Annotated in this window: 16 protein-coding genes; 5 read left to right on the forward strand and 11 right to left on the reverse strand. The window is 44.1% G+C overall.

Annotated elements, in window-relative coordinates:
* The first annotated feature begins 75 nt into the window (after positions 1-75).
* Complete coding sequence (locus tag E2K74_RS03980) at positions 76-1,647, forward strand: sensor domain-containing diguanylate cyclase (RefSeq protein ID WP_151206408.1); 1,572 nt, start codon at positions 76-78, stop codon at positions 1,645-1,647.
* A 111-nt stretch (positions 1,648-1,758) separates the two neighbouring features.
* On the opposite strand, the gene E2K74_RS03985 is transcribed toward E2K74_RS03980, so the two are convergent.
* The 8 genes from E2K74_RS03985 to dsbD form a co-directional block, all read right to left on the reverse strand.
* Entirely contained in the window at positions 1,759-2,673 is a 915-nt protein-coding gene (locus tag E2K74_RS03985) for a LysR family transcriptional regulator (RefSeq protein ID WP_151206409.1), read from the reverse strand.
* 472 nt (positions 2,674-3,145) lie between these two features.
* On the reverse strand, positions 3,146-6,295 hold the full coding sequence (locus E2K74_RS03990; protein WP_151206410.1) for an efflux RND transporter permease subunit: 3,150 nt from the start codon (positions 6,293-6,295) through the stop codon (positions 3,146-3,148).
* Positions 6,285-7,523 carry an efflux RND transporter periplasmic adaptor subunit gene (locus tag E2K74_RS03995; protein ID WP_151206411.1) on the reverse strand — a complete coding sequence of 413 codons (1,239 nt, stop codon included), beginning with the start codon at positions 7,521-7,523 and terminating at the stop codon, positions 6,285-6,287. The genes E2K74_RS03990 and E2K74_RS03995 overlap by 11 nt, the downstream gene beginning before the upstream one ends.
* A gap of 1 nt (position 7,524) precedes the next feature.
* Positions 7,525-8,847, reverse strand: a complete 1,323-nt coding sequence (locus tag E2K74_RS04000) for a TolC family protein (RefSeq protein ID WP_151206412.1) — start codon at positions 8,845-8,847, stop codon at positions 7,525-7,527.
* A 47-nt stretch (positions 8,848-8,894) separates the two neighbouring features.
* Positions 8,895-9,302, reverse strand: a complete 408-nt coding sequence (locus E2K74_RS04005; RefSeq protein ID WP_201798531.1) for a cation efflux protein, CzcI-like — start codon at positions 9,300-9,302, stop codon at positions 8,895-8,897.
* Between the two features lie 333 nt (positions 9,303-9,635).
* The gene (gene dsbG / locus E2K74_RS04010) at positions 9,636-10,382 is read right to left on the reverse strand and encodes a thiol:disulfide interchange protein DsbG (RefSeq protein ID WP_151206601.1); all 747 of its coding nucleotides are present in this window, start codon (positions 10,380-10,382) and stop codon (positions 9,636-9,638) included.
* 21 nt (positions 10,383-10,403) lie between these two features.
* Positions 10,404-11,249 (reverse strand): TlpA disulfide reductase family protein, encoded by an 846-nt coding sequence (locus E2K74_RS04015; RefSeq protein ID WP_151206414.1) that lies wholly within the window; start codon positions 11,247-11,249, stop codon positions 10,404-10,406.
* The gene (dsbD, locus tag E2K74_RS04020; RefSeq protein ID WP_227548006.1) at positions 11,246-13,204 is read right to left on the reverse strand and encodes a protein-disulfide reductase DsbD; all 1,959 of its coding nucleotides are present in this window, start codon (positions 13,202-13,204) and stop codon (positions 11,246-11,248) included. The genes E2K74_RS04015 and dsbD overlap by 4 nt, the downstream gene beginning before the upstream one ends.
* Positions 13,205-13,315: 111 nt before the next feature.
* Between dsbD and E2K74_RS04025 the strand changes: the two genes are divergently transcribed.
* Together E2K74_RS04025 and E2K74_RS04030 are read left to right on the forward strand one after the other, a co-directional pair.
* Entirely contained in the window at positions 13,316-13,984 is a 669-nt protein-coding gene (locus E2K74_RS04025) for a response regulator transcription factor (protein ID WP_151206415.1), read from the forward strand.
* Positions 13,984-15,342 (forward strand): ATP-binding protein, encoded by a 1,359-nt coding sequence (locus E2K74_RS04030; RefSeq protein WP_151206416.1) that lies wholly within the window; start codon positions 13,984-13,986, stop codon positions 15,340-15,342. Before E2K74_RS04025 ends, E2K74_RS04030 begins: the two co-directional genes overlap by 1 nt.
* A gap of 565 nt (positions 15,343-15,907) precedes the next feature.
* Here the strand turns inward: E2K74_RS04030 and E2K74_RS04035 are convergent.
* From E2K74_RS04035 to cysD, 3 genes are all read right to left on the reverse strand, one after another.
* Complete coding sequence (locus E2K74_RS04035) at positions 15,908-16,180, reverse strand: hypothetical protein (protein WP_151206417.1); 273 nt, start codon at positions 16,178-16,180, stop codon at positions 15,908-15,910.
* 150 nt (positions 16,181-16,330) lie between these two features.
* On the reverse strand, positions 16,331-17,944 hold the full coding sequence (gene cysN / locus E2K74_RS04040) for a sulfate adenylyltransferase subunit CysN (protein ID WP_151206418.1): 1,614 nt from the start codon (positions 17,942-17,944) through the stop codon (positions 16,331-16,333).
* Between the two features lie 122 nt (positions 17,945-18,066).
* Positions 18,067-18,981 (reverse strand): sulfate adenylyltransferase subunit CysD, encoded by a 915-nt coding sequence (gene cysD, locus E2K74_RS04045; protein ID WP_151206419.1) that lies wholly within the window; start codon positions 18,979-18,981, stop codon positions 18,067-18,069.
* Between the two features lie 326 nt (positions 18,982-19,307).
* Here cysD and E2K74_RS04050 point away from each other — a divergent pair, with 326 nt between their 5' ends.
* On the forward strand, positions 19,308-19,850 hold the full coding sequence (locus E2K74_RS04050) for a hypothetical protein (protein WP_151206420.1): 543 nt from the start codon (positions 19,308-19,310) through the stop codon (positions 19,848-19,850).
* A 338-nt stretch (positions 19,851-20,188) separates the two neighbouring features.
* Positions 20,189-20,824 (forward strand): YqiJ family protein, encoded by a 636-nt coding sequence (locus tag E2K74_RS04055; protein WP_151206421.1) that lies wholly within the window; start codon positions 20,189-20,191, stop codon positions 20,822-20,824.
* The last annotated feature ends 20 nt before the right edge of the window (positions 20,825-20,844 follow it).

A 20,844-nucleotide genomic window follows, 5' to 3' on the forward strand; every position in this document is an offset into this window, starting at 1 on the left:
TGTTGTTTTTCTTTAAACTTGCAAGAAAAATACAATACAATACGTATCATTACACTTAAATATAATTCTTTTTTCATGCTAATTTATAAATTTAGAAAGCGCCTCGATCTGAATTTAAGAAAGTTAATACTTTTATTAGCGATTTTTAGTGTCTCTACACTTTTTATTATTTCTCTAATTATCAGCTATCAGATTGTCACAAACCAGCTGATCAGCAACTCACTGGCCTTAAACTCGAATTATGCCAATAAAGTATCTTTAAATACCAATAACTACTTTAAAAACATGCTACTTGAGCTTGAGTACAGCTCTAAAGTTTTAAGTCAAAAATTCGATAACCATGAACTGAGAGAGAGTGAAACCAACCGGTTAAAATATCAGTCTGACCATTATAATAGCGTGGTCATTAGTGATCCTCAGGGAAGACTGATTAACTATTCCCCAAATGTACTTAATATTGATAAAAATCAAATACAGAATACTCCTGGGGTGTTAAATTCCCTAAATAAAAAATCAGCCTATATTTCCTCACCTTATTATTCTGTTAAAAATAATATGATTGTATTCATTTCTCAGCCTATTTTTGATAGCTCAAATGCTTATAAGGGTTTTATTGGTTCAGCCATTTATCTCAGAGAGAAGAATATTATTAATAAAGTTTTAACAACAAATCATAATTATAAAAATAGTTATATTTATGTGATTAACCATAAAAATGAAATTATTTTTCATCCTGATGCGAATAGAATCGGGCAGACGGCAACAGGTAATACCGGCATAGACTATATGCATACCCATAAAAATGGTCAGATCCGTTTAATCAATAGTCAAGGCATAGATAATCTGGCTGGCTTTTCCCATATTCCGGTTACAGACTGGATTGTGGTATCGCAACAACCTACTCATGAATTGCTCAAACAGGCAAATTCGATACTTTATAAACTGGCAGCGGCCTTCTTTTTCTTCTATGTACTCATATTTTATATCGTCTGGAAATTATCGAATTATATTGCCTCACCTTTAAATCAACTGGCCAATATGGCAGGTTTATTAAATCAGCCTGAAATAAGCTCCAAAATTAAAGAGATCAAGCCTTGGTATTATGAGGTCACCAAATTTAAATTTTCCCTCTTGTCCAGTATGCGAAAATTTTCCCAGCAAATTACCCAGATGGATAATCATATTAATACCGATCCTTTAACCGGGCTGATGAACCGTCGTGGAATGAATGACTTTATTACCCAAAAAATAAATACCGCTACCCCTTTCTCGATACTTCTGATTGATGTCGATCATTTTAAAAAAGTGAATGATACCTATGGTCATGATCAGGGAGATATTGTTTTAAAGCAGGTTGCCAGTCTGATGCAACAAAAATTTCGGAAAGATGATCTGTGCTGTCGATATGGCGGTGAAGAATTTATCATTATTATACCAAACAGTAATCCGCAACAGGTTTATGAAAGTGCCGAGCGCTTCCGTAAAGAAGTCGAAGCGCATAAAATTGACAATATCGGCAATATAACGATTTCTATAGGGATTGCGTCCTGGCCACTTAGTTCTAATAATATGCAGGAAGTTTTTAAAATAGCTGATAACAATTTATATAAAGCTAAAAATGAGGGACGCAATTGTGTATATTTCTGATTTTATACGTTTGGTCTTTTCTCCTTCATAAATGGAAGATTTATTTATATCCAAATATTTATAATATGATCATCAGCATTGAACAATACCATGCTGATGATCATAGGATACTTAGTAGAAGGTTACTCTCTTTTTCGAAAAACGTTCGAGCTGCTTTAAGAAGCCTTCAAAATAATCTTTTTCTTTTTCCTCGCTGCGATAACCCGCATATAAAGTACGACGCAAACCTGCAGGTGCTACACAATCCAAACGACGTGAAGTTACCCAGCCCTTCTGCTCGTATTCATTGACCACCCAATCTGGCAACGCTGCAATACCCCGGCCGCTGGCCACCAGCTGAATAAGCATTTGGGTCAAATCCGTGGTACGGATCTGCTTGGGTAAAATATTGGCAGGAATAAAAAGACGCGACATGATGTCCAGACGGTGCTTATCGACAGGATAAGTCACCAGAGTTTCTTCAGCCAGCTCTTGTACCGTAATCTCTTTGGCGCGTACCAAGGGATGCGTATTGGAGAGCACCAGCCGGGATTCATATTCAAAAATTGGAAAGTATTCGATCCCTTTGAGTGCAATCGGATCGGCGGTAATCAGCAGATCAAACTCCCCGTTCTGTAATAATTCATGCGGATTCGCTTCAAAGCCCGAAGCAAAATCCAGATCGACGTCAGGATATTGCATACGGTATTGATTCAATAAAGGCATTAACCAGTCAAAACAGCTATGACATTCTGAAGAGAAAATGATTCTTCCGGTCTGCCCATGCACAATACGGCTAATATCACTCTGAGCAATTTGCACTTGTGGAAGAATTTCATCAGCCAGTTTCAGCAACCGCTGCCCAACATTAGAAAAACTCACAGGGCGACTACGGCGGTTAACCACTTCGACGCCAAACCATTGATCAAGCTCACGCAACTGATGCGATAGAGCCGATGGGGTTAGGCACAGGTCCCCAGCTGCTGCAACGAGCGACCCATGCTCTCGTAAAGCGGTCAGTGTTTTTAAATGTCGTAGTTCTAGCATGCGTAATACCCAAAATATAAAAATGGCTTATTCCATTCCGGAAATAACTGAGCCCTTCCGATCTGGTTTAATTTAAATCATCTTAAAATAAAATCAATGAATTTTTCTCACTTTAAATAATGGGATGATAGTTTTAATAAAATCTCTCCGGTTTTAAACAGCAGCTATCGCATGATCACACTAATCCCTACTCAGGGTTATCCCTACATCCATATTAAATATGCGCTGAAATTTACCCAAGGACCATACTGATTCGCCACAGAAAACCTCAATCCAAGCCTGATCTTTTTATAAAACAAGTTATTCATCTGAAGTGAAATATCCAGGCATCCCCCAAATGCATATATTGCCTAACGAGGTACATGACATGAACAGCCATTCTGCTTAGGGCAGCACACAGTAAAATAGAAGACTCAGGACAATTCTAGAATCATCCTGAGTATGGTGATTTCATTTTTTCATAGACTGGTCATCAGGCATCACGATTTTGTCTGGAATGATTCATCCAGCGATACAGTACCGGTAACAACACCAATGTCAGTAAAGTAGAGGAAATAATTCCGCCAATCACCACTGTCGCTAGCGGTCTTTGTACTTCGGCCCCTGTACCGGTAGCCAGTGCCATCGGCACAAAACCCAGTGAGGCAACACAGGCAGTCATCAGTACTGGTCTGAGCCTTAAGATTGCCCCCTGCCATACCGCTTCATGCAAGGAATATTGATCTCTTAATTCCTTGATAAAGGTCAACATGACCAGCCCATTCAACACTGCAACCCCAGAGAGGGCAATAAAGCCAATTCCTGCTGACATTGAAAGGGGAATATCGCGCAGCCATAAAAACAGTACGCCGCCTGTCAGAGCAAATGGAACACCGGTAAACACCAGCAGACTTTCCCTGACGTTGTGAAAGACGGCCATAAGTAAAATAAAAATCGTAATTAAGGCCAATGGAATTACGATTTGCATTCGGGCCTTGGCTGAAGCCAGATTTTCAAACTGTCCACCATATTCAATCCAGTAACCGCTGGGCAAATTGTATTCTTTGAGCCGGGCTTGCAGCTCAGAGACAAAAGAACCTAAATCACGGCCTTCAACATTTGTTGTGACCACAATTCGACGTTTACCATTTTCCCGACTGACCTGATTAATGCCTTCAATGGTCGAAACCTGTGCAATATCAGAGAGCACAATACTGCCCCCATTGGCAAGTTGTAAGGGCAATTGCGCAACAGCTGCGACATTACGCTCCTGATCACTCAGGCGGATGACAAAATCAAAGCGGCGGTCTCCTTCGAGAATCTCTCCGACACTGCGCCCGCCAATACTGGCAGCCACCACATCCTGAATAGATCTGACACTGAGTCCATATTGGGCAGCCAGAGCTTTATCAATTTCAATATTGAGTAAAGGCAGACCTGAGGTTTGCTCCACTTGCACTGCGCTACTGCCTGCAATCTGCTGAATAATTTTGGCGATTTTTTCAGCTTCGCTATTGAGCAGCTGCATATCATCACCAAAAACCTTCACTCCGACATCACTACGCACTCCGGAAATCAGCTCATTAAAACGCAGTTCAATCGGCTGAGAAAACTCGCTGTTATTTCCCGGTAGTGTGGCAAGATAAGCGACCATTCGAGTTCTCAGCTCATCAATGGTCTCTTTCGGATCAGGCCATTCTTCATGCGGGTTCAACATGATATAGCCATCGGAAATATTCGGTGGCATCACATCGGTGGCCACCTCAGCCGTACCGGTACGGGCAAATACCGTTTTAATTTCCGGAAAATTTTTCAGTAACAGTTTTTCGGTATTTTCCTGCATGCGCAAGGATTCTTCCAGCCCCGTACTAGGTGAGCGTAACTGCTGTACGGCAAAATCCCCTTCGCTTAATTGTGGTGCAAACTCGCTGCCAATTTTAGTAGCAAGCAAACCCGTCAGTACCAACAGGCAAATCGCAAAGGTCAACACCACGGCCTTATAGTGATAAGCACCATCCAGCACGTTTTGATAACGTGTCTTGAGCCAGATCATCCAGCGGCTTTCTGTTTCCTGAATATCTCCCTTCACCCATAGCGCCACTGCCGCAGGTACAAAAGTAATGGACAGGATGATGGCAGCCACCAGCGCCAATACCACCGTTAAAGCCATAGGATGAAACAGTTTTGCTTCTACACCACTTAAAGCAAAAATCGGCAGATAGACCACCAAAATGATTAACTGGCCAAAGATCAGGGGACGGCGTGCCTGTCGTGCCGCCAGAAAAACTTCCTTAAAGCGTTCACTTTGGCTAAGAGGACGTTTGAGCAGTTGCTGGGCATGGGCCAAACGGCGAATACAGTTTTCAACAATTACCACGGCTCCATCGACAATGATGCCAAAATCAAGAGCGCCCAGACTCATCAGGTTGGCACTGATATTTTTTTGTGCCATCCCGGTTAAGGTAAACAGCATCGACAATGGAATAACGCAGGCGGTAATTAAAGCTGCTCGAATATTTCCCAAGAACAGAAACAGGATGATGATGACCAGAATGGCCCCTTCCAGCAGGTTTTTCTGTACGGTCTGAATGGCTTTTTCAACCAGTGTGGTACGGTCATACACCGTTTCAATACTGATCCCTTTAGGCAGGCTGCTCTGCACCTCCTGAATCTTGGCATGCACCGCCTGAGAAACCGTCCGGCTATTTTCTCCCATTGCCATCATGGCAATGCCCAGCACCGTTTCCTCACCATTATAAGTGGCGCCACCGGTTCTTAAATCATGTCCAATAGCTACCTGGGCAATATCTCCGACCCGAATCGGATCGCCATTTGGGCTGGCGATCATGGTATTTTCAATATCAGAGAGTTGGTTGAGTGTACCCGGTACACGTACCGTCAACTGCTGCCCATTGTCCTCAATGAATCCAGCTCCCCGGTTTTCATTATTCTCCTGCAATGTTTGCTGAAGCTGGTCTAATGAGATTTTCAGCTGCTGCATACGGTTCAGATCTGGCGACACCACATACGTTTTTTCAAAGCCGCCTATGCTGTTGATCTCTGCAACACCCTGCACACGCTGCAATTGAGGACGCACAATCCAGTCCTGAATCTCGCGTAAATCCATCGCCGTATATGCACTTCCATCCGGCTTTATGGCATTCGGGTCGGCTTTAAGTACCCATTGATAAATCTCTCCCAGACCTGTGGAAACGGGAGACATGGTCGGGGCAATTTGCGCAGGAAGTTCAGACTGCACTTCCTGTACCCGCTGGTTGATCTGCTGACGGGCCCAATAAATATCGGTGCCATCTTTAAAAACGACAGTAACCTGCGATAAGCCATAACGCGAAATGGAACGGGTCAGTTCCAGATCAGGAATCCCGGCCATGGCATTTTCAATGGGATAGGTAATCCGCTGTTCGACTTCAAGCGCCGTAAAACCATTCGCCTGAGTATTGATTTGAACCTGGGTATTGGTAATGTCAGGTACCGCATCAATTGGTAATTTCTGATAGCTGTAAATCCCGACTGCAATCCAGGTACAGGCAAAGAGAATGACCCAAATGGCATTTTGAATTGAGAACTGGATGATTCGTTCAAACAGTCCTTCTGCTTTGGGCAGATCAGAATTAGTGTTCATGGCCTGCCTCATCTTTTTCCAGTTCAGATTTCAGCAAGAAACTGCCTTGGCTAATATACTTTTGTCCTTCACTCAGACCCGAAATCACTTCCAGCCATTCGCCATCACTGGAAACTTGTCCAAGTACGACGTGCTGGGCCTTTAAATGCACCTGACCTTTTTCTTGCGACTCAACAATGAAAATACTGTCCTCGCCTTCAATCTGTTGCAGTGCAGATTTTTGAATACGCAACGCAGTTTTTGCAGATGGTTCGCTAATCAGCACATTCACCAGGACATTCGGCCGCAGTTCGTCAGCTTGGACATTCAGCTTGGCGCGTACCACCAGACGCCCGGTTTGCACATCGGCCTGAGGGCTTAAGCTTTGAATGACGGCGGTATAGCTTTGCTCGGAGCCATTGCTCTTAAAAGCAATCGTTTGGCCTGGTTGCAACTGGCCTGGAAACTGATTTGGCAGATTAAATTCAAGCCATAAGTCTTTTAACTGTTCAATCACAAATAACTGGTCGGCCAGCTGGACATTTTCACCGACCACAATATCCTTCTGGCTGATCACGCCCGAGATTGGTGCTCGAATCAGAAAACGGCCATTATTATTGCCACTTGCGCCCAAGGCATTTAAACGTGCCTTGGCAGATTGCACACTAATCTGGGCCTGACGATAGGCACTTTCGGCACGCTGGTAATCCTGTTTTGCTGATATTCCCTGTGACCAGAGCTGCTGTTCACGCTGATATTCCTGACGGGCCAGTTCCAGAGTGGCTTCCGCCATTCTCAGATTCGCCTGCTGGTCGATCAGCTCAGGTACAGAAAGTACCGCCAGTATTTGCCCTTTTTTTACATTCTGTCCTAAAGCTACATTTACCTGCTCGACATGACCACTAAAGTTCGGAGAAATATGTGCCTGCTGGTCGGTATTGACCACCAACCGGCCCGGCAATGTGGTCAGCTTTTCAACCATCCCGGTAGATACCACCGCAATTTTCAGGCCTTGTTCGGCCATTTGCTGGGCGGTCAGCTGTATTGCCCCATGTTCGCCTTGCTCTGCATGCGCTTCATCAGAACCCTCTGCATGCGCATGTTGACCATGATCTTCCTCATGCGCATGTGGATCAGAGGGAGTATTTTTGCTGTTAAACCAGATCGCGATGCCGACCAGAATCGTCACCCCAATCAAAATCACAATCATGAGAGGCTGGGATAATTTTCCATTTTGCTTCATGTTCATTTTATCGCGCCCCTGCATTGATTAAATTTTGTGATACGGCAATGGCATTTTTATTCAGCTGGGTATGGGCATCTGAACGGCTGATCTCCTCATAGCTGGTGCCGATACTGAGCGCCTCAGCAGTCAAGGCACTTTGCCAGGCCTGACGCAGAATCTGTAATTGTCCTAAACGGAGGTTTTGCAGCTGAGTAGTCGCCTGCTGGACATCTGTAGTAGATAGTTTTCCTGCCTGAAAACCTTGCAAGGTACGGCTGTGAACTTTACTTGCCAAGGCAATCTGTTCAGTCGTTGCATCAAACTGACTGCGCAAGCCTTTCAGCTGATGCATGCCATTGGCAATATCCAGGATTTGCTGCTTCAGCTCCTGTTGTTGCTGTTGATTGAGCAAGATCTGTTGCTGCTGGGCCATAGGAATCGTATATTGCTGACGATTAAAAATATTCAGCGGCACATCAACGCCCAGTACTAAAACCGTTTCATTATTTTCATCCGGCGACTTGCTACGATTCATTCCCACATTCAAGGTCGGGTTCGGACGCGCCTGCACTTTTAAATTTTCAATCTGATTGTTCGACTGCTGGAGATTCAAGGCATACAGCTTTTCCAGCCAGCCTTGTGCAATATAACGCTGTACCACTTGCTCACTGTGCTCCGGCCAAGGCACCCCCTTTTTATTCGGCTGAATAGCTGCGGCCGTTTCTCCCCACAAATTAGAGAGCTGACGCTCAGCCACCTGCTGATTCAAAAGCGCTTGCTGATACAGCCGTTTTACATCTAGCGCTTCAATCTGGGCACGTTCAAAATCGACCAGTGCAATACTGCCCGCCTGATAACGTTTCTGGGCACTGTCCAGATTAGCTTTACTTACGGTTAATTGTGAGGCATAGACAGACTGTTCAACCTGAGCAAGCAGCAATTGTGACCAGGCAAATTTCACAATCAGCTGGCTTTGTGCTTGCCATAATTGCTGCTGTAACTGGATTTGCTGATTTGAGGTCTGTGCCATACGCTGCTTCAGCTTGCGCTCGCCAAAAAGGTCTAGCGGCTGGCTGATGCCAATACTGAACTCCTGCTCCTGATCTGAACCAAATCCGGACTTTTCGAGGCTTAAACTTGGATTTTGCCATAACCGGCTTTGCTGAATATTCAGTTGAGAAACTTGCTGGCCTTGTTGCCACAACTGATCCTGAGCCTGATAGTTTTGTACTTTTGCTAAAGCCGATTCAAAACTGCTGACCGTTTCAGCAGAACTATATTGCACGCAGACTGCACAGACAGCGACCACCAGATAACGGCTCAAGAATGCCATTTTTTGTAAAGACATAATTTTCCCACTTATTGAAATAATAACAGTGGTGGGAATATTTTAGGCTACCCCACCTTTAGCGGGGATAATTCGGGAGGCGGGCTTTGCTGAAAAAGATCCGGTGCCTGATAGCTGTTTTTCCAATAAAACTCTGGAATTACCTGAGTCTCGAACACGGGCAAAACGATCATAACTTTTGCATCTTGCACCAATAAATGTGTCATCGACGGTAAATGATCCTGATGATCTTCACCCAGTTCAAAATCGTTCCCGATTTGCTTTAAATGATCTAGCTGCGAATGATACGAAGGTTGTCGGTTATCACTGGTACACAAAGTATTTTGATGGTGACCGAAATGATAACGCTGTAGCGATGCCTGTTCTTCATGGGCACAAAAGGCTGCTGCCACATTCCAAAGACTTTGGAACATGAACAATCCAACCAAGACTGTAATCCATGTTGCAAGACGCATAAGAAAGCCAGATAAAGCGATTCATCTGCCATTATAGAGCCTATCCTCTGTCTATCAAGACTTTATTCAATTCATCCAGAATAAGTAGCTTAATTCACCTAGATGCTCAGATTGGCTGAATATTTTTATACCTGCTAGATTATAAATAAGCCAGCCCTGGAGCGGACTGATACTGCCTGTTCAAAGCTCCATCAAGCCTGTCAATCATCCAGGTTGATCAGACTCAATCCTGGATTTTTGTAGTTTACCTGCTCTGAAATCTCAAACCGAAATAGCCCTTATCTTGCTCATGCTGATCCAGCACCTCGCTACCGACAGTTTCGATTGAGGACTTTATTTCTCAAAGATTTCTTTTAAATCACGCGGCATGCCTTGGGCAGATTTAAACTCTCCTTTACTATCGCGCCAGACCATAGACGGCGTTGAGAAAAACCCATATTTCTCCATCAAGCCTTCATTAAAGTCAATTTTTTCTGCAATCTCTTTAGGAATGCTGCTCGCCGGTTTCAAGCGATTCTTGGCTTTATCCGCATTCATCTTGGCAAACACGGCGGCCGGATCTTTGGACTTCAACAAGGTGGTAATCTGAGCTCGACTTTCTTCACGGATTACGCCGACCTGAATATGACGTAACTGGACTTTGCCAGATTGAACCCATGGACGTGCCTCTCGCCAAAGTTGATAACAATAAGGACAATTAGGATCTGAAAATACATAGACAATACGTGGCGCTGTTTTTTGCCCATCCTGAATCCAGGTGGCTTTTTCCAGAGTCTTCCATACATCATCCAGAACCGCCTGTTTGGCATGTTGATTCATGGCTTCAATCGACAGGTTTTCTCCTTTGGCATTATATAAGTCACCCTGGATGTAATACTTCTGGTCATTAGAAATAAATACCGTTCCAGGATGCTGATTGCTATGCCCAACCCAACCGGTCATACCGCTGGGTGCAGGAATTTGCTTCACAAACTGAAAGCCTTCCTGCGTAATCTGTGTTTTAAGGTCTGTCGCGGCTGAAGCAAAGGCTGTACTGCCTGCGAGCAACATAAAAATAAACGTGCGTTGTGTCAGTCTCATCATAAAATTCACCCGGTCAAGTTAAGGTTGTAGAGAAATTTTGCTTAAATAGTGCTGCAACATTGCAGGACTTAACTCCCCCATATGCCGTTCTACCAGCTGGCCCTGTGCATTAAAGAACAAGGTACTCGGTAAGCCGAACATATGCAGCTGTTGAGGCAGCTCGCCATATGGATCAAGTAATACATGCTTAAAATCAAGCTGATAACGTTTTAAATAATCTCGGACTGTGACGCCATCTTCACCCTGATTCAGCATGATGAAATGAATGTCAGGATATTGATCATGAGCCCGCTGTAAAACCGGCATTTCTCGATGACACGGCGGACACCAGCTGGCCCACATATTAATCACCGTAGGCTGTCCGGCGAACTGCTGGAGTGCGATCTGCTCTGCTGTTTCCCCGGTTTGATTCAAAGAAGAAAAGCTTAAATCCGGGAAATGTGTTTCCTGTTTCACACTGGCTTGCAGCGCTATACCTGTACCTAAAAGCAGCGTAAAAATAAAGATAAAGCTCAGCCTTGAGGTATAAGCCAAACCTTTATTTTTCCAGAAAAACCAGCCCAATCCGAAGAGAGCACCGCCAATTAAATGAAATCCCTTGTCCTGAATTTTAAAGATGTCGATCATGGAAGTGGAATATGCATCCCAATGCAGCATGATAAAAACCATTCGTGCTCCGATCAGCCCGATCAACACACTGGTCCATAGGGAGTCCTGAAACACCTGAAAGATCGCTGGGTTCCAATTCAGTTTCCGGCTAACCAGATGAGCGACAATCGACACTCCAAGTAGGGCGACTAAAAGAATGATCAGTGTCCAAGGCAACATCAACGGACCAAGATGTAAGGCTTCAGAAGAAATCATCGCTGTCCTCCTGCCTGCAGCTGTTTTAATCGTGTCAGTAGCTGCTCTGCACTAAATGTGCCGGTCAGTCGAAGTCTGCGCTGCTCCTGCTGCGACGCATCCAGCATGATCATGGTCGGCGGCCCCAGAATCTGCCACTGTTTTAATACGTCATCCTGACTTGGATGATAATGAGTAAGATCCAGCTTAATCCTCACAATATCCTGCAGCGCCCTCTGTACATCTTCACGCGGTAGTACTTCATGCTCAATAGGCTGACAGGCTACACACCAGTCGGCATAGACATCAATAATGACGGCTTGTCCTTGAGACTGGACAAGTACGCGGCTCAGTTCCTCTGCCGTGCTCACCTTCTGCCATTCCAGTACGCGTTCTGCCTGAGTGATATTAAGCTGGGCAACAGCCTGGTTAAGCTGCCAAATACCTCCGGCAGCAAACAGAAGACTTAACACCGCCACTATGGTTTTCGGAATTGCCCGTGATAAATGAGGCAGCATTTTCAGCAAGCAATAGCCTGCAAGTAATAACAGGGTCAAGCCCAACAGGCTGAAATACACCACTCCCGGAATGAAGGGACGTATAAAATAAATCGCTAGAGCCAGCATCACAAAACCAAAGCTGAATTTAAGACGATCCATCCATACACCGGGTTTAGGTAAATATTTTGACCCAAATACTGAAGCAATAAATATCGGCAAGCCAAGACCCAAGCCAAGTACAAATAAATAGCTGGCGCCCATCACAGGCTGATTCAACTGAGAAACAAATAACAGGGCTCCGGCCAACGGCGCACTCATACAAGGGCCTACAATCAAGGCCGCGATCATGCCCATCAAGAAGGCACCAAATAATGTGCCGCCCTTTTGACGCTGCTGCCACTGGTCCAGACGCTGTAACAGCCCCTGTGGCAAGGACAGTTGAAACGCCCCGAACAGGTTAAAAGCAAACAGAACAAAGAGAAGCGCAAAAAAGCCAATGAATGCCGGACTTTGGAACCACCGCTGGAAGCTATAACCTAATTGCGCCACTGCCAGTCCCATCAACGCATAGACAATTGCCATACCTACAACAAAAGCACCTGCAATCAATGCCGCCCGGTAACCGGTTTTACGCTGAACCAGAATTCCCGAAAGAATAGGAATCAGAGGCAAGGAACAGGGTAGAAAAGCCAACAGGATGCCGAGCCCTAAAAACACCAGTAAATTAATCAACAGATTCTGGCTCGAAAGCAGGCTAAAAAAGAACTGGTCATTATTCCATTGAGATTGCATAGGGCTTGTGGCCTGATCAGCCGGTGTCTGAAGTTCTGTCTGAGGGCTGATTTCACTTGCGGCCGGTGTCAGCGTTTTATCAGCGACTGGTTCAGTCTGCGGCAGCAAGACCGGAATTTCAGATATTTCTTCGATATCTTTATTACTTAAATTTTCTGCTGCTGGCGCTGGTTTTTTTTCTTGAACCAGCCCCGGTTCAGCAGCTGGTTCAGGTTGCAACACAGCATTAGCAGTAGAGTCCAGATTTAACAGCTTTTTGGTTTCAGTGATTCTCTGGGCCGGCAACAACCCTTCAGTATCAGTTTGAATCGTGCTGCGCTGTACCGGATAACATAAGCCGCTTTCTGCACAACCTTGCCACTGAATACTCAGCGTTTGCTGGGGCTGTACTTTAATCTGCGTTTTGACTTGCCCATAATGTACTGGAGTCAGACCAAAATTGGGATCATCCTTATCTTGAGGTGCCGGCAAATTCAGCTTGAGCGGTGTTTGCCCCTGACTGACTTTCAACTGATCATGATAAAGATAATAACCATCCGCAATCTTCCAGGTGAGTTCGGCTTTATCTTGGCTGGTCGATACCGCCTGGAACTGAAAAGCTTGATCAGGCGGCAGATAGTCAGCATAGGCACTATTTAGTCCTATGCACACCATGATCCAAAATACTCTGCAAATCCAAGCCATCATCCCTATCTCGTTTCATTTCATCACGGCCATTATCAGGAATCTAAAATTAAGGGAGCATTAACAGGTAGAATCATTTATAAAATAGACACAGTATCGGAAGGAAAGAGTATGTTCGTCGTCCTGGTAGAAGATGATCCCTATATTGCGCAGAGTATTTGTGCTGCTCTGGATTTTTTAAATATTTCTGTAGAGCACGTCAGTACAGCACGTACAGCGGATTATTTTGTCCGCCATAGCGCCGTAGATCTGTGTCTGCTCGACTTGGGACTGCCGGATCAGGATGGCCTGAAGTTACTAAAACAGTGGCGCCAGGACCAGATTCATCTACCTGTGCTCGTGCTGACAGCACGTTTACATACTCAGCAATGTGTAGAAGCCTTAAACCTGGGCGCTGATGACTATCTGACCAAGCCTTTTGAGCTGGATGAACTGATTGCCCGTATCCATGCCCTTAGCCGGCGCCATCGGGGCTTTTCATCGAATATCTTGCAGTTTGCAGACCTCAGCTTGAATCGCGATACCCAGGAAGTGTTCTATCAGCAGCAGGCCATTCAGCTGTCCAGACGTGAATACAGTTTACTGGAGACCCTGATGAGTCATCCCAACCAGATTCTGAAAAATGAGCAGCTACTGGATAAACTCTATGGTTATCAGGACAGTATTGAGAGCAATGCCTTAAATGTGCATATTTATCATCTGCGTCAAAAATTAAATGCTGATTTTATCCAGACCATCCGTGGTGTGGGTTATATGTTTAAAGCTCCCGGGGAAAGCTGATGCGTAGCTACAGTTTGAAATGGCGTCTGGTCATCAGCTTATTACTGGTCTTTTTGTGTTTATGGAGTATCGTTTTTGCCTGGCTGTATATTGACCTGCAAAAACGCCTGCAAGAGACGCTGGATCAACGCCTTTCTGCATCGGCACATATGGTGGCGCGCCTGATTCAACAACTTCCCATACAAGCCATTCATCATGAACTGATACAGCAACCCAATAAATCGGCAGATGCTGAAAACCTGATTGCCTGTGAAGTGTCTCTGTTCAGCTCGGATATTTCAGTGGGCCAGCAGGTTTTGGCCAAAACCCGGGGAGCGCCTGCCAACCTGAGCCAACAGCCGTCTGGATTCAGCACCTGGCAATCTGGCGGTATTGAATGGCGCAGCTATGTACTGCGTAAAGGTGATATACAGATTGTCGCCGCTGAGCGCATGTTCCTGCGTGAATCCTTGTTACAGCAGATTTTACGATCCGTACTTATTCCTCTGATGCTTTCCTTATTGATCTGTACCATCCTGATTGTACTGATTATTCGTAGGGAATTTAAAAGCCTGGATGACATCGCCCAGCATTTAAGTCAAAAGAATTTAACCCTGACGGCGGCAACCCAATATTTAACCGATCTTGACCCTAGACATATTCCGCATGAAGTGCAGCCTTTCGTCGACAATTCAACACAACTGATTCAAAAGCTGCATCATAGTCTGGAAAATGAAAAAGTCTTTACGGCCTATGCCGCCCATGAATTACGCAGTCCTTTAACTGCCATTAAAACCCATGTCCAGCTGGCCCAGTTGATGGCACAGCACGAGGCATCGCCCAAGTTACAGCAAAATTTACAGCAGGCCGATACCAGTATCCGCAGATATGCCGAGCTTCTGGAGCAGCTTTTAACGCTTTCTTCTCTGGAACATAATAAAATAGAAGAATTAGGCTCAACAGAAGTAGCAAGCGTATTAAGACAAGTTATTCAAGACCTGCAACCAGCTTATCCTGCGCTTCAGACAAGCCTGAATATCGACTGGGAAAGCCTGACCAGCATTCAGCTGCCAGACTTTGCCCTATATACGGTTTTAAAAAACCTGATGGAGAATGCGGCTCTGCATGCACATGCCGATGTTATTTCTATATACATGCAAGATAAATCTATTATTTTTCAAGATAATGGCAGCATATTGGATCAAACTGAAATGGAGAATCTGGGACAGCGCTTCTGGCGTAAATCTTCCCAGCAGCCCGGTCATGGCTTAGGTCTGTCTTTAGTTAAAACGCTCTTAAGAAAATATCATTACCATCTGGAATTTCAGGCTGCTCAGCCACATGGTTTAATGGTTAAATTAAGTCCATTGTCTGACTAAATACATGATCAGAAAAAACTCAGGATTTAGGCCTGATCAATTGCAGAGATAATGAAGTACACATTCATCCTGAAGATGAGCAGCGAGAAACTGATCAGCAAGACTATTTTTGCATTTTTCCACGCCCGTACTTAATATGCCGCTTATAGCAATTAATATTAAAAAGCCTAATGCTTTATCTTCTTAGCATCATACTTCTGCTCTTTCTTATCCATTACTACAGACTTCACCAGACGACCTCGATAACCAGTGAGTTTCTTCTATATCTGTTTATTTTTCTTATCATAATCTGCATCAGAAGTGCCTGGCGTGTTCTGACTTAAAAAAAAACACTTAGCACCATCCAAAATCCATGCCTGACATCACAACACGGCGCGAATAGAATGCCTGCATATGACAAACTAACACGATGATATTCTGGGTATAGTCTTTTCACCTCACTAAAGCCGGTTTTAATTATAGGTATGGTCAAGGCACTAAGAGTTTAAGCACAGATAAAATGACTTTTAGAATCGGTTTCCCCTCAAACATCTAACCTAATCTGTGATTGCTATTTTTATAGGCTCTAAGCACGGCCTTTATATGCTCTCACCATCTGATCGCTGATATCTTCTGGATAACAAAGCGGCTTATCCCCACCTGCCCGGTTATAAGCACTACGCTTACCGCATCGACTCCCATTTTTTGCAGTATTGTATGGACAAGGACAATTTCCCGGATAACTTTCAATCGATTGCTGAATCATTTTTTGCTTAATCGCTTCAGTACTTTGTCCATTTTGTTTCGCTTCCGCCCCAAAAGCCAAACATAGTCCTAATAAAACTAGAATTTTTTTCATCATATTCACCTCTTAGACAGATTCTATACAGAGTGAATACTTATGTGAATTATTGACTTTTAAGTATTTCTTTAATTCATTACAGTCATCTTTGAAACCATAAAAAAACCCGCCATATATTAGCGGGTTGTTTCTCCAAACAGTCCTGTCTTATAGACGAACCAATTGCACAATTTTTTCAGCCAGTTCTTCAACCGCTTCTTGAACATAAGTCACATCAGCGCCTTCGCTCACTTCAGTGATAACCACCACACCCGTTTCACGAAGCAGCGCAACCTGCTCTGCGGTTAAACCTGATTTGGCAATAGCCACCACACCTTGTTGAATTAACAGGCTTTCCAGGGCTTGGGCACTTTCCAGTGCTTGGGCGGATACAGATACTATCGCAGGCTTCTGACCTAAACGTGCAGCACGATCTTCAGCAGTAACAGGATTGGTATGAACTACCCATTCAACCGCTTCCTCAACCATGCCGGCACCGACAGTTACGTTACTTAAGCGGTCAATAAAGATAAACGAACCGGTATGACGACTGTCCTGATAACGGTCAAAGACCACAGGCGCATCAAACTCGATGACGACATCAGCAATCGTATTCAGATTAAGCTGCTCTACCTGAGTTTTTTCCAGTGTATTCACGTCCACACGGTAATTAATCTGTTCCACTTTGGCAGGAACGATTTGTGTACCCAGCTTCACATTATAAAGCTTGCCCTTTACCAAAGGCTGATCATTCATCCATACCACCGAAGCACGAACTGAACGTGATGCCAAAGGTGTATCCCCTGCTTTGACCAGCATGTTGCCACGAGAAATATCAATCTCGTCATTCAGCGTCAAAGTAATGGCCTGACCTGCAAAGGCACGTGGCAAGTTACCATCAAAAGTCACAATTTCTTTTACCGTCGACTTTTTACCCGACGGCAAGGCCACAATCTCATCCCCTACTGCGATTTCACCGAGCGCGATTGTACCGCAGAACCCGCGAAAATCCAGATTTGGACGATTGACATACTGTACAGGTAAACGGAATTCCTGTTTGTCTGCCTGATGAGAAACCTCCACCGACTCAAGCGTCCCCATTAAGGTCTGTCCGGTATACCACGGTGTGTGTTCAGACTTGTTCACCACGTTATCGCCATTCAAGGCCGAAATTGGGGTAAATACGATATTCGCCGGTTTGCGATCCCCTAACTGATTCACAAAACTGGTGTATTCGGCCTGAATCTCGTTGAAACGTGCTTCAGAAAACTCCACCAGATCCATTTTGTTAATGGCAACAATAATGTTCTTAATACCAAGCAGGCTAGCAATAAAGGTATGACGGCGCGTCTGGGTCTGTACGCCATAACGGGCATCAATCAGGATAATCGCCAGATCCGCAGTCGACGCACCAGTCGCCATGTTACGGGTATATTGCTCATGTCCCGGCGTATCCGCGATGATGAACTTACGCTTTTCAGTCGAGAAATAACGGTAAGCCACATCAATGGTAATGCCCTGCTCACGCTCAGCTTGCAGGCCATCAACCAGCAAAGCCAGATCAGGTGCATCGCCAGTCGTACCAACTTTTTTTGAATCCCGGGTTACCGCTTGCAGATGATCTTCATAAATCAGCTTTGAATCATATAACAGACGACCGATCAGGGTCGACTTGCCATCATCTACATTACCGCAAGTCAGGAAACGCAGCAGGTCTTTATTTTCATGTTGCTTTAAGTAAGCCAGAATATCCTGGCTGATCAGTTCTGATTGATGAGACATGGCTCAAACTCCACAAATGCTTTAGAAATCAGTTTTAATCTTTCACGCACCTCCATCTTTCTTTCATAAAAAGGATGGTTATTCCCCCTCTTGCACCAAAAGAGGGTTAGGTGGGAGATTAATTAGAAGTAGCCTTCCTGTTTTTTCTTTTCCATCGAGCCCGCTTCATCATGGTCAATCATACGTCCCTGACGTTCAGAGCTGGTTGCCAGCAACATCTCCTGGATAATCTCAGGCAAGCTATCGGCTTCTGACTCGACTGCCCCGGTTAATGGATAACAGCCCAGTGTACGGAAACGTACCGATTTCATTTCTGGAACTTCGCCTTCTTTCAGTGGCATGCGTTCATCATCTACCATGATCCAGGCGCCGCCACGTTCAACTACCGGGCGTTTCGCTGCATAGTACAATGGAACAATTGGAATCTGCTCCAGATAGATATATTGCCAGATGTCGAGCTCTGTCCAGTTCGACAATGGGAATACACGAATACTTTCGCCCTTGTTGACTTTACCGTTATACAGATTCCACAGTTCTGGACGCTGGTTTTTCGGGTCCCAACGGTGTTTGCTGTCACGGAATGAATATACCCGTTCTTTTGCACGTGATTTTTCTTCATCACGACGCGCGCCCCCAAAGGCTGCATCAAAGCCATACTGATCTAGTGCCTGTTTCAAACCCTGAGTTTTCATGATGTCAGTATATTTGGAACTGCCGTGATCGAATGGGTTGATGCCTGCGTCGCGACCTTCTTTATTTTGATGAACGATCAAATCAAAACCATGGGTTTTTGCCATGTTGTCACGAAAGGTGATCATGTCTTTAAATTTCCAGCCCGTATCTACATGCAGTAGAGGAAATGGAAGTTTTGCAGGGTAAAACGCTTTTAGGGCTAAATGCAGCATAACGGCTGAATCTTTACCGATTGAGTAAAGCATAACCGGATTTTCAAACTCGGCAGCAACTTCGCGAATGATGTGAATACTCTCAGCTTCAAGCTGTTTAAGATGAGTAAGTCTTTCCTCATTTAATGACATGGACAACCTGCGGATTACACGTGTACTTAATGACACTTTATAGAAATTTATAATTATTATAGAGAGTAACTTTTTATAACGATTGCTTGTTTTATGATATTCATATCTCAAAAGCTCATATAAAACTTCACTAATATCAACTATCAATTTTAGTGAATCCAAATTTCAAGCTAAACTAGCACCATTCCATCAGCCTCCTCCTCAGTATATTTTCTTATAGTTTTTTTAAAAAAATATAATAGAAAAATCAACTAAAGTGGGGTTCACAAGCGATAGAAAAAAAACTAGAGTTGCAAGAATTTACTCTCTGAATTTTATTCTTTTATATGCCCTATAACGCTTTCGATCTTGCAACCTTAAAAGCCTCTCTGGAAAAAGCACGGCTTGCTGGTTATCTCTATCAGCATCAATCCTCTATTTTGGTATTACAGGAACCATTGACTGAAGATGGCAGCCCTTTAAATATTTATCTGCAGCATGAACTGACGGCAGACCAGATCGGTATCCAGTTTGGTTTGCGCCAACAGGAAGGACATTGGGAGTATCTGCTCGGTATTACCTACAGTAACCAGAATGCTGCTTATGAGATTGGTGCCGGTAATCTGAAAGGTGATCAAAAGGCCTTTAACCTGCTCTATGCTTTTTATAATTACCCTAAAGCCTTTTATCTGGTGGCTTTACCACTCTCTGCAAATACCCAGACACTGGAACAGGCTTTGCAGCAACAGTTATTTAATCAGCCTGAACTTCAGTTTTTGGAAAGCGCAGTCAAAACCAATCCGATGGGTGAGCAGGTGAAATGGATGAAATCTTATCTTTTACAGCAGGCGCTGGACATGAAAGTTCGCATCCAAACTGCCCTACTTTAAGTGCTTCTACAAACGCTTCTCCCCTCCAGAATAGGATCATCATACTCACTTTCCCTACTCTGTCTTTTATACGTCCCCTCATGCTTGAATTTTCTTGTTTTGACTTTCATCTGTCCATTCGTCTAATAAATATTATAAAAATGAATTTATGATTAAAAACTTTGCGCTTGATCTTTTTCTATGCTTAACTCTCCTTAAGTGCATAACATTAAATACTAGCCTTTTTCAATTTTTATTCTAGTATTTTATGTAATCTATTGGATACAATTTGAATGATAACTGTTATCTTTTATCCATTATATATTTGACCATAACCATAAATATTTGAGACAACAGCAATGTGGGAACTGTTCACTCATCCTTCAAATATCGTATTCAGTATTAGCTTAAGCCTGATGCTGATGTTTGCAGCTTTGGAGTGCGTGCTATTGATTCTAGGAGGTGGCTCGCAGAATATTCTGGAGCAGTTCTGGCCTCATGACGCCGTACAGGCCGATATTGCAGTTGAACAGAATCCGGGAATATTGTTTAAAGTATTGGACTGGCTTTATATTAGCCAGTTACCTTTTTTTATCTGGCTGATTATTTTTCTGACCTGTTTTGGTTTGAGCGGCTTCTTGATTCAAGGCATTTTTGAATATTTTAGTAATCAGTTGTTCAACGTTTGGATTATCACCCCTGCCTGTCTGTTGCTATGCATGCCTGTTGTACGCTGGTGGGCAATGCTGGCCACTAAAGTTATTCCTCAGGAGGAAACCACAGCCCTCTATAGTGACGAGCTACTTGGATGCAAAGCCGTTATTATTTTAGGTGAAGCGAAGCTAAATTCTCCTGCACAGGCCAAGGTGCGTGATCCATATGGTCATACGCATTATGTACTGGTTGAACCAGAACAGAATCATATTCTTCAGCAAGGTCAGATAGTTGTGCTAACCCAAAAAACTAAAAATGGCTTCCAGGCCATAGAGTATTAGGGTCTGTTGGCAATTCATCT

Source organism: Acinetobacter sp. RF15B, from assembly GCF_007558235.1.
GTDB classification, from domain to species: Bacteria; Pseudomonadota; Gammaproteobacteria; order Pseudomonadales; family Moraxellaceae; genus Acinetobacter; species Acinetobacter lwoffii_C.

Excerpts from the sequence above, each read along its gene's own strand:
- E2K74_RS03980 (WP_151206408.1), top strand. The coding sequence starts at position 76 with ATGCTAATTTATAAATTTAGAAAGCGCCTCGATCTGAATTTAAGAAAG.
- E2K74_RS03985 (WP_151206409.1), bottom strand. The coding sequence starts at position 2,673 with ATGCTAGAACTACGACATTTAAAAACACTGACCGCTTTACGAGAGCAT.
- E2K74_RS03990 (WP_151206410.1), bottom strand. The coding sequence starts at position 6,295 with ATGAACACTAATTCTGATCTGCCCAAAGCAGAAGGACTGTTTGAACGA.
- E2K74_RS03995 (WP_151206411.1), bottom strand. The coding sequence starts at position 7,523 with ATGAACATGAAGCAAAATGGAAAATTATCCCAGCCTCTCATGATTGTG.
- E2K74_RS04000 (WP_151206412.1), bottom strand. The coding sequence starts at position 8,847 with ATGTCTTTACAAAAAATGGCATTCTTGAGCCGTTATCTGGTGGTCGCT.
- E2K74_RS04005 (WP_201798531.1), bottom strand. The coding sequence starts at position 9,302 with ATGCGTCTTGCAACATGGATTACAGTCTTGGTTGGATTGTTCATGTTC.
- dsbG (WP_151206601.1), bottom strand. The coding sequence starts at position 10,382 with ATGAGACTGACACAACGCACGTTTATTTTTATGTTGCTCGCAGGCAGT.
- E2K74_RS04015 (WP_151206414.1), bottom strand. The coding sequence starts at position 11,249 with ATGATTTCTTCTGAAGCCTTACATCTTGGTCCGTTGATGTTGCCTTGG.
- dsbD (WP_227548006.1), bottom strand. The coding sequence starts at position 13,204 with ATGGCTTGGATTTGCAGAGTATTTTGGATCATGGTGTGCATAGGACTA.
- E2K74_RS04025 (WP_151206415.1), top strand. The coding sequence starts at position 13,316 with ATGTTCGTCGTCCTGGTAGAAGATGATCCCTATATTGCGCAGAGTATT.
- E2K74_RS04030 (WP_151206416.1), top strand. The coding sequence starts at position 13,984 with ATGCGTAGCTACAGTTTGAAATGGCGTCTGGTCATCAGCTTATTACTG.
- E2K74_RS04035 (WP_151206417.1), bottom strand. The coding sequence starts at position 16,180 with ATGAAAAAAATTCTAGTTTTATTAGGACTATGTTTGGCTTTTGGGGCG.
- cysN (WP_151206418.1), bottom strand. The coding sequence starts at position 17,944 with ATGTCTCATCAATCAGAACTGATCAGCCAGGATATTCTGGCTTACTTA.
- cysD (WP_151206419.1), bottom strand. The coding sequence starts at position 18,981 with ATGTCATTAAATGAGGAAAGACTTACTCATCTTAAACAGCTTGAAGCT.
- E2K74_RS04050 (WP_151206420.1), top strand. The coding sequence starts at position 19,308 with ATGCCCTATAACGCTTTCGATCTTGCAACCTTAAAAGCCTCTCTGGAA.
- E2K74_RS04055 (WP_151206421.1), top strand. The coding sequence starts at position 20,189 with ATGTGGGAACTGTTCACTCATCCTTCAAATATCGTATTCAGTATTAGC.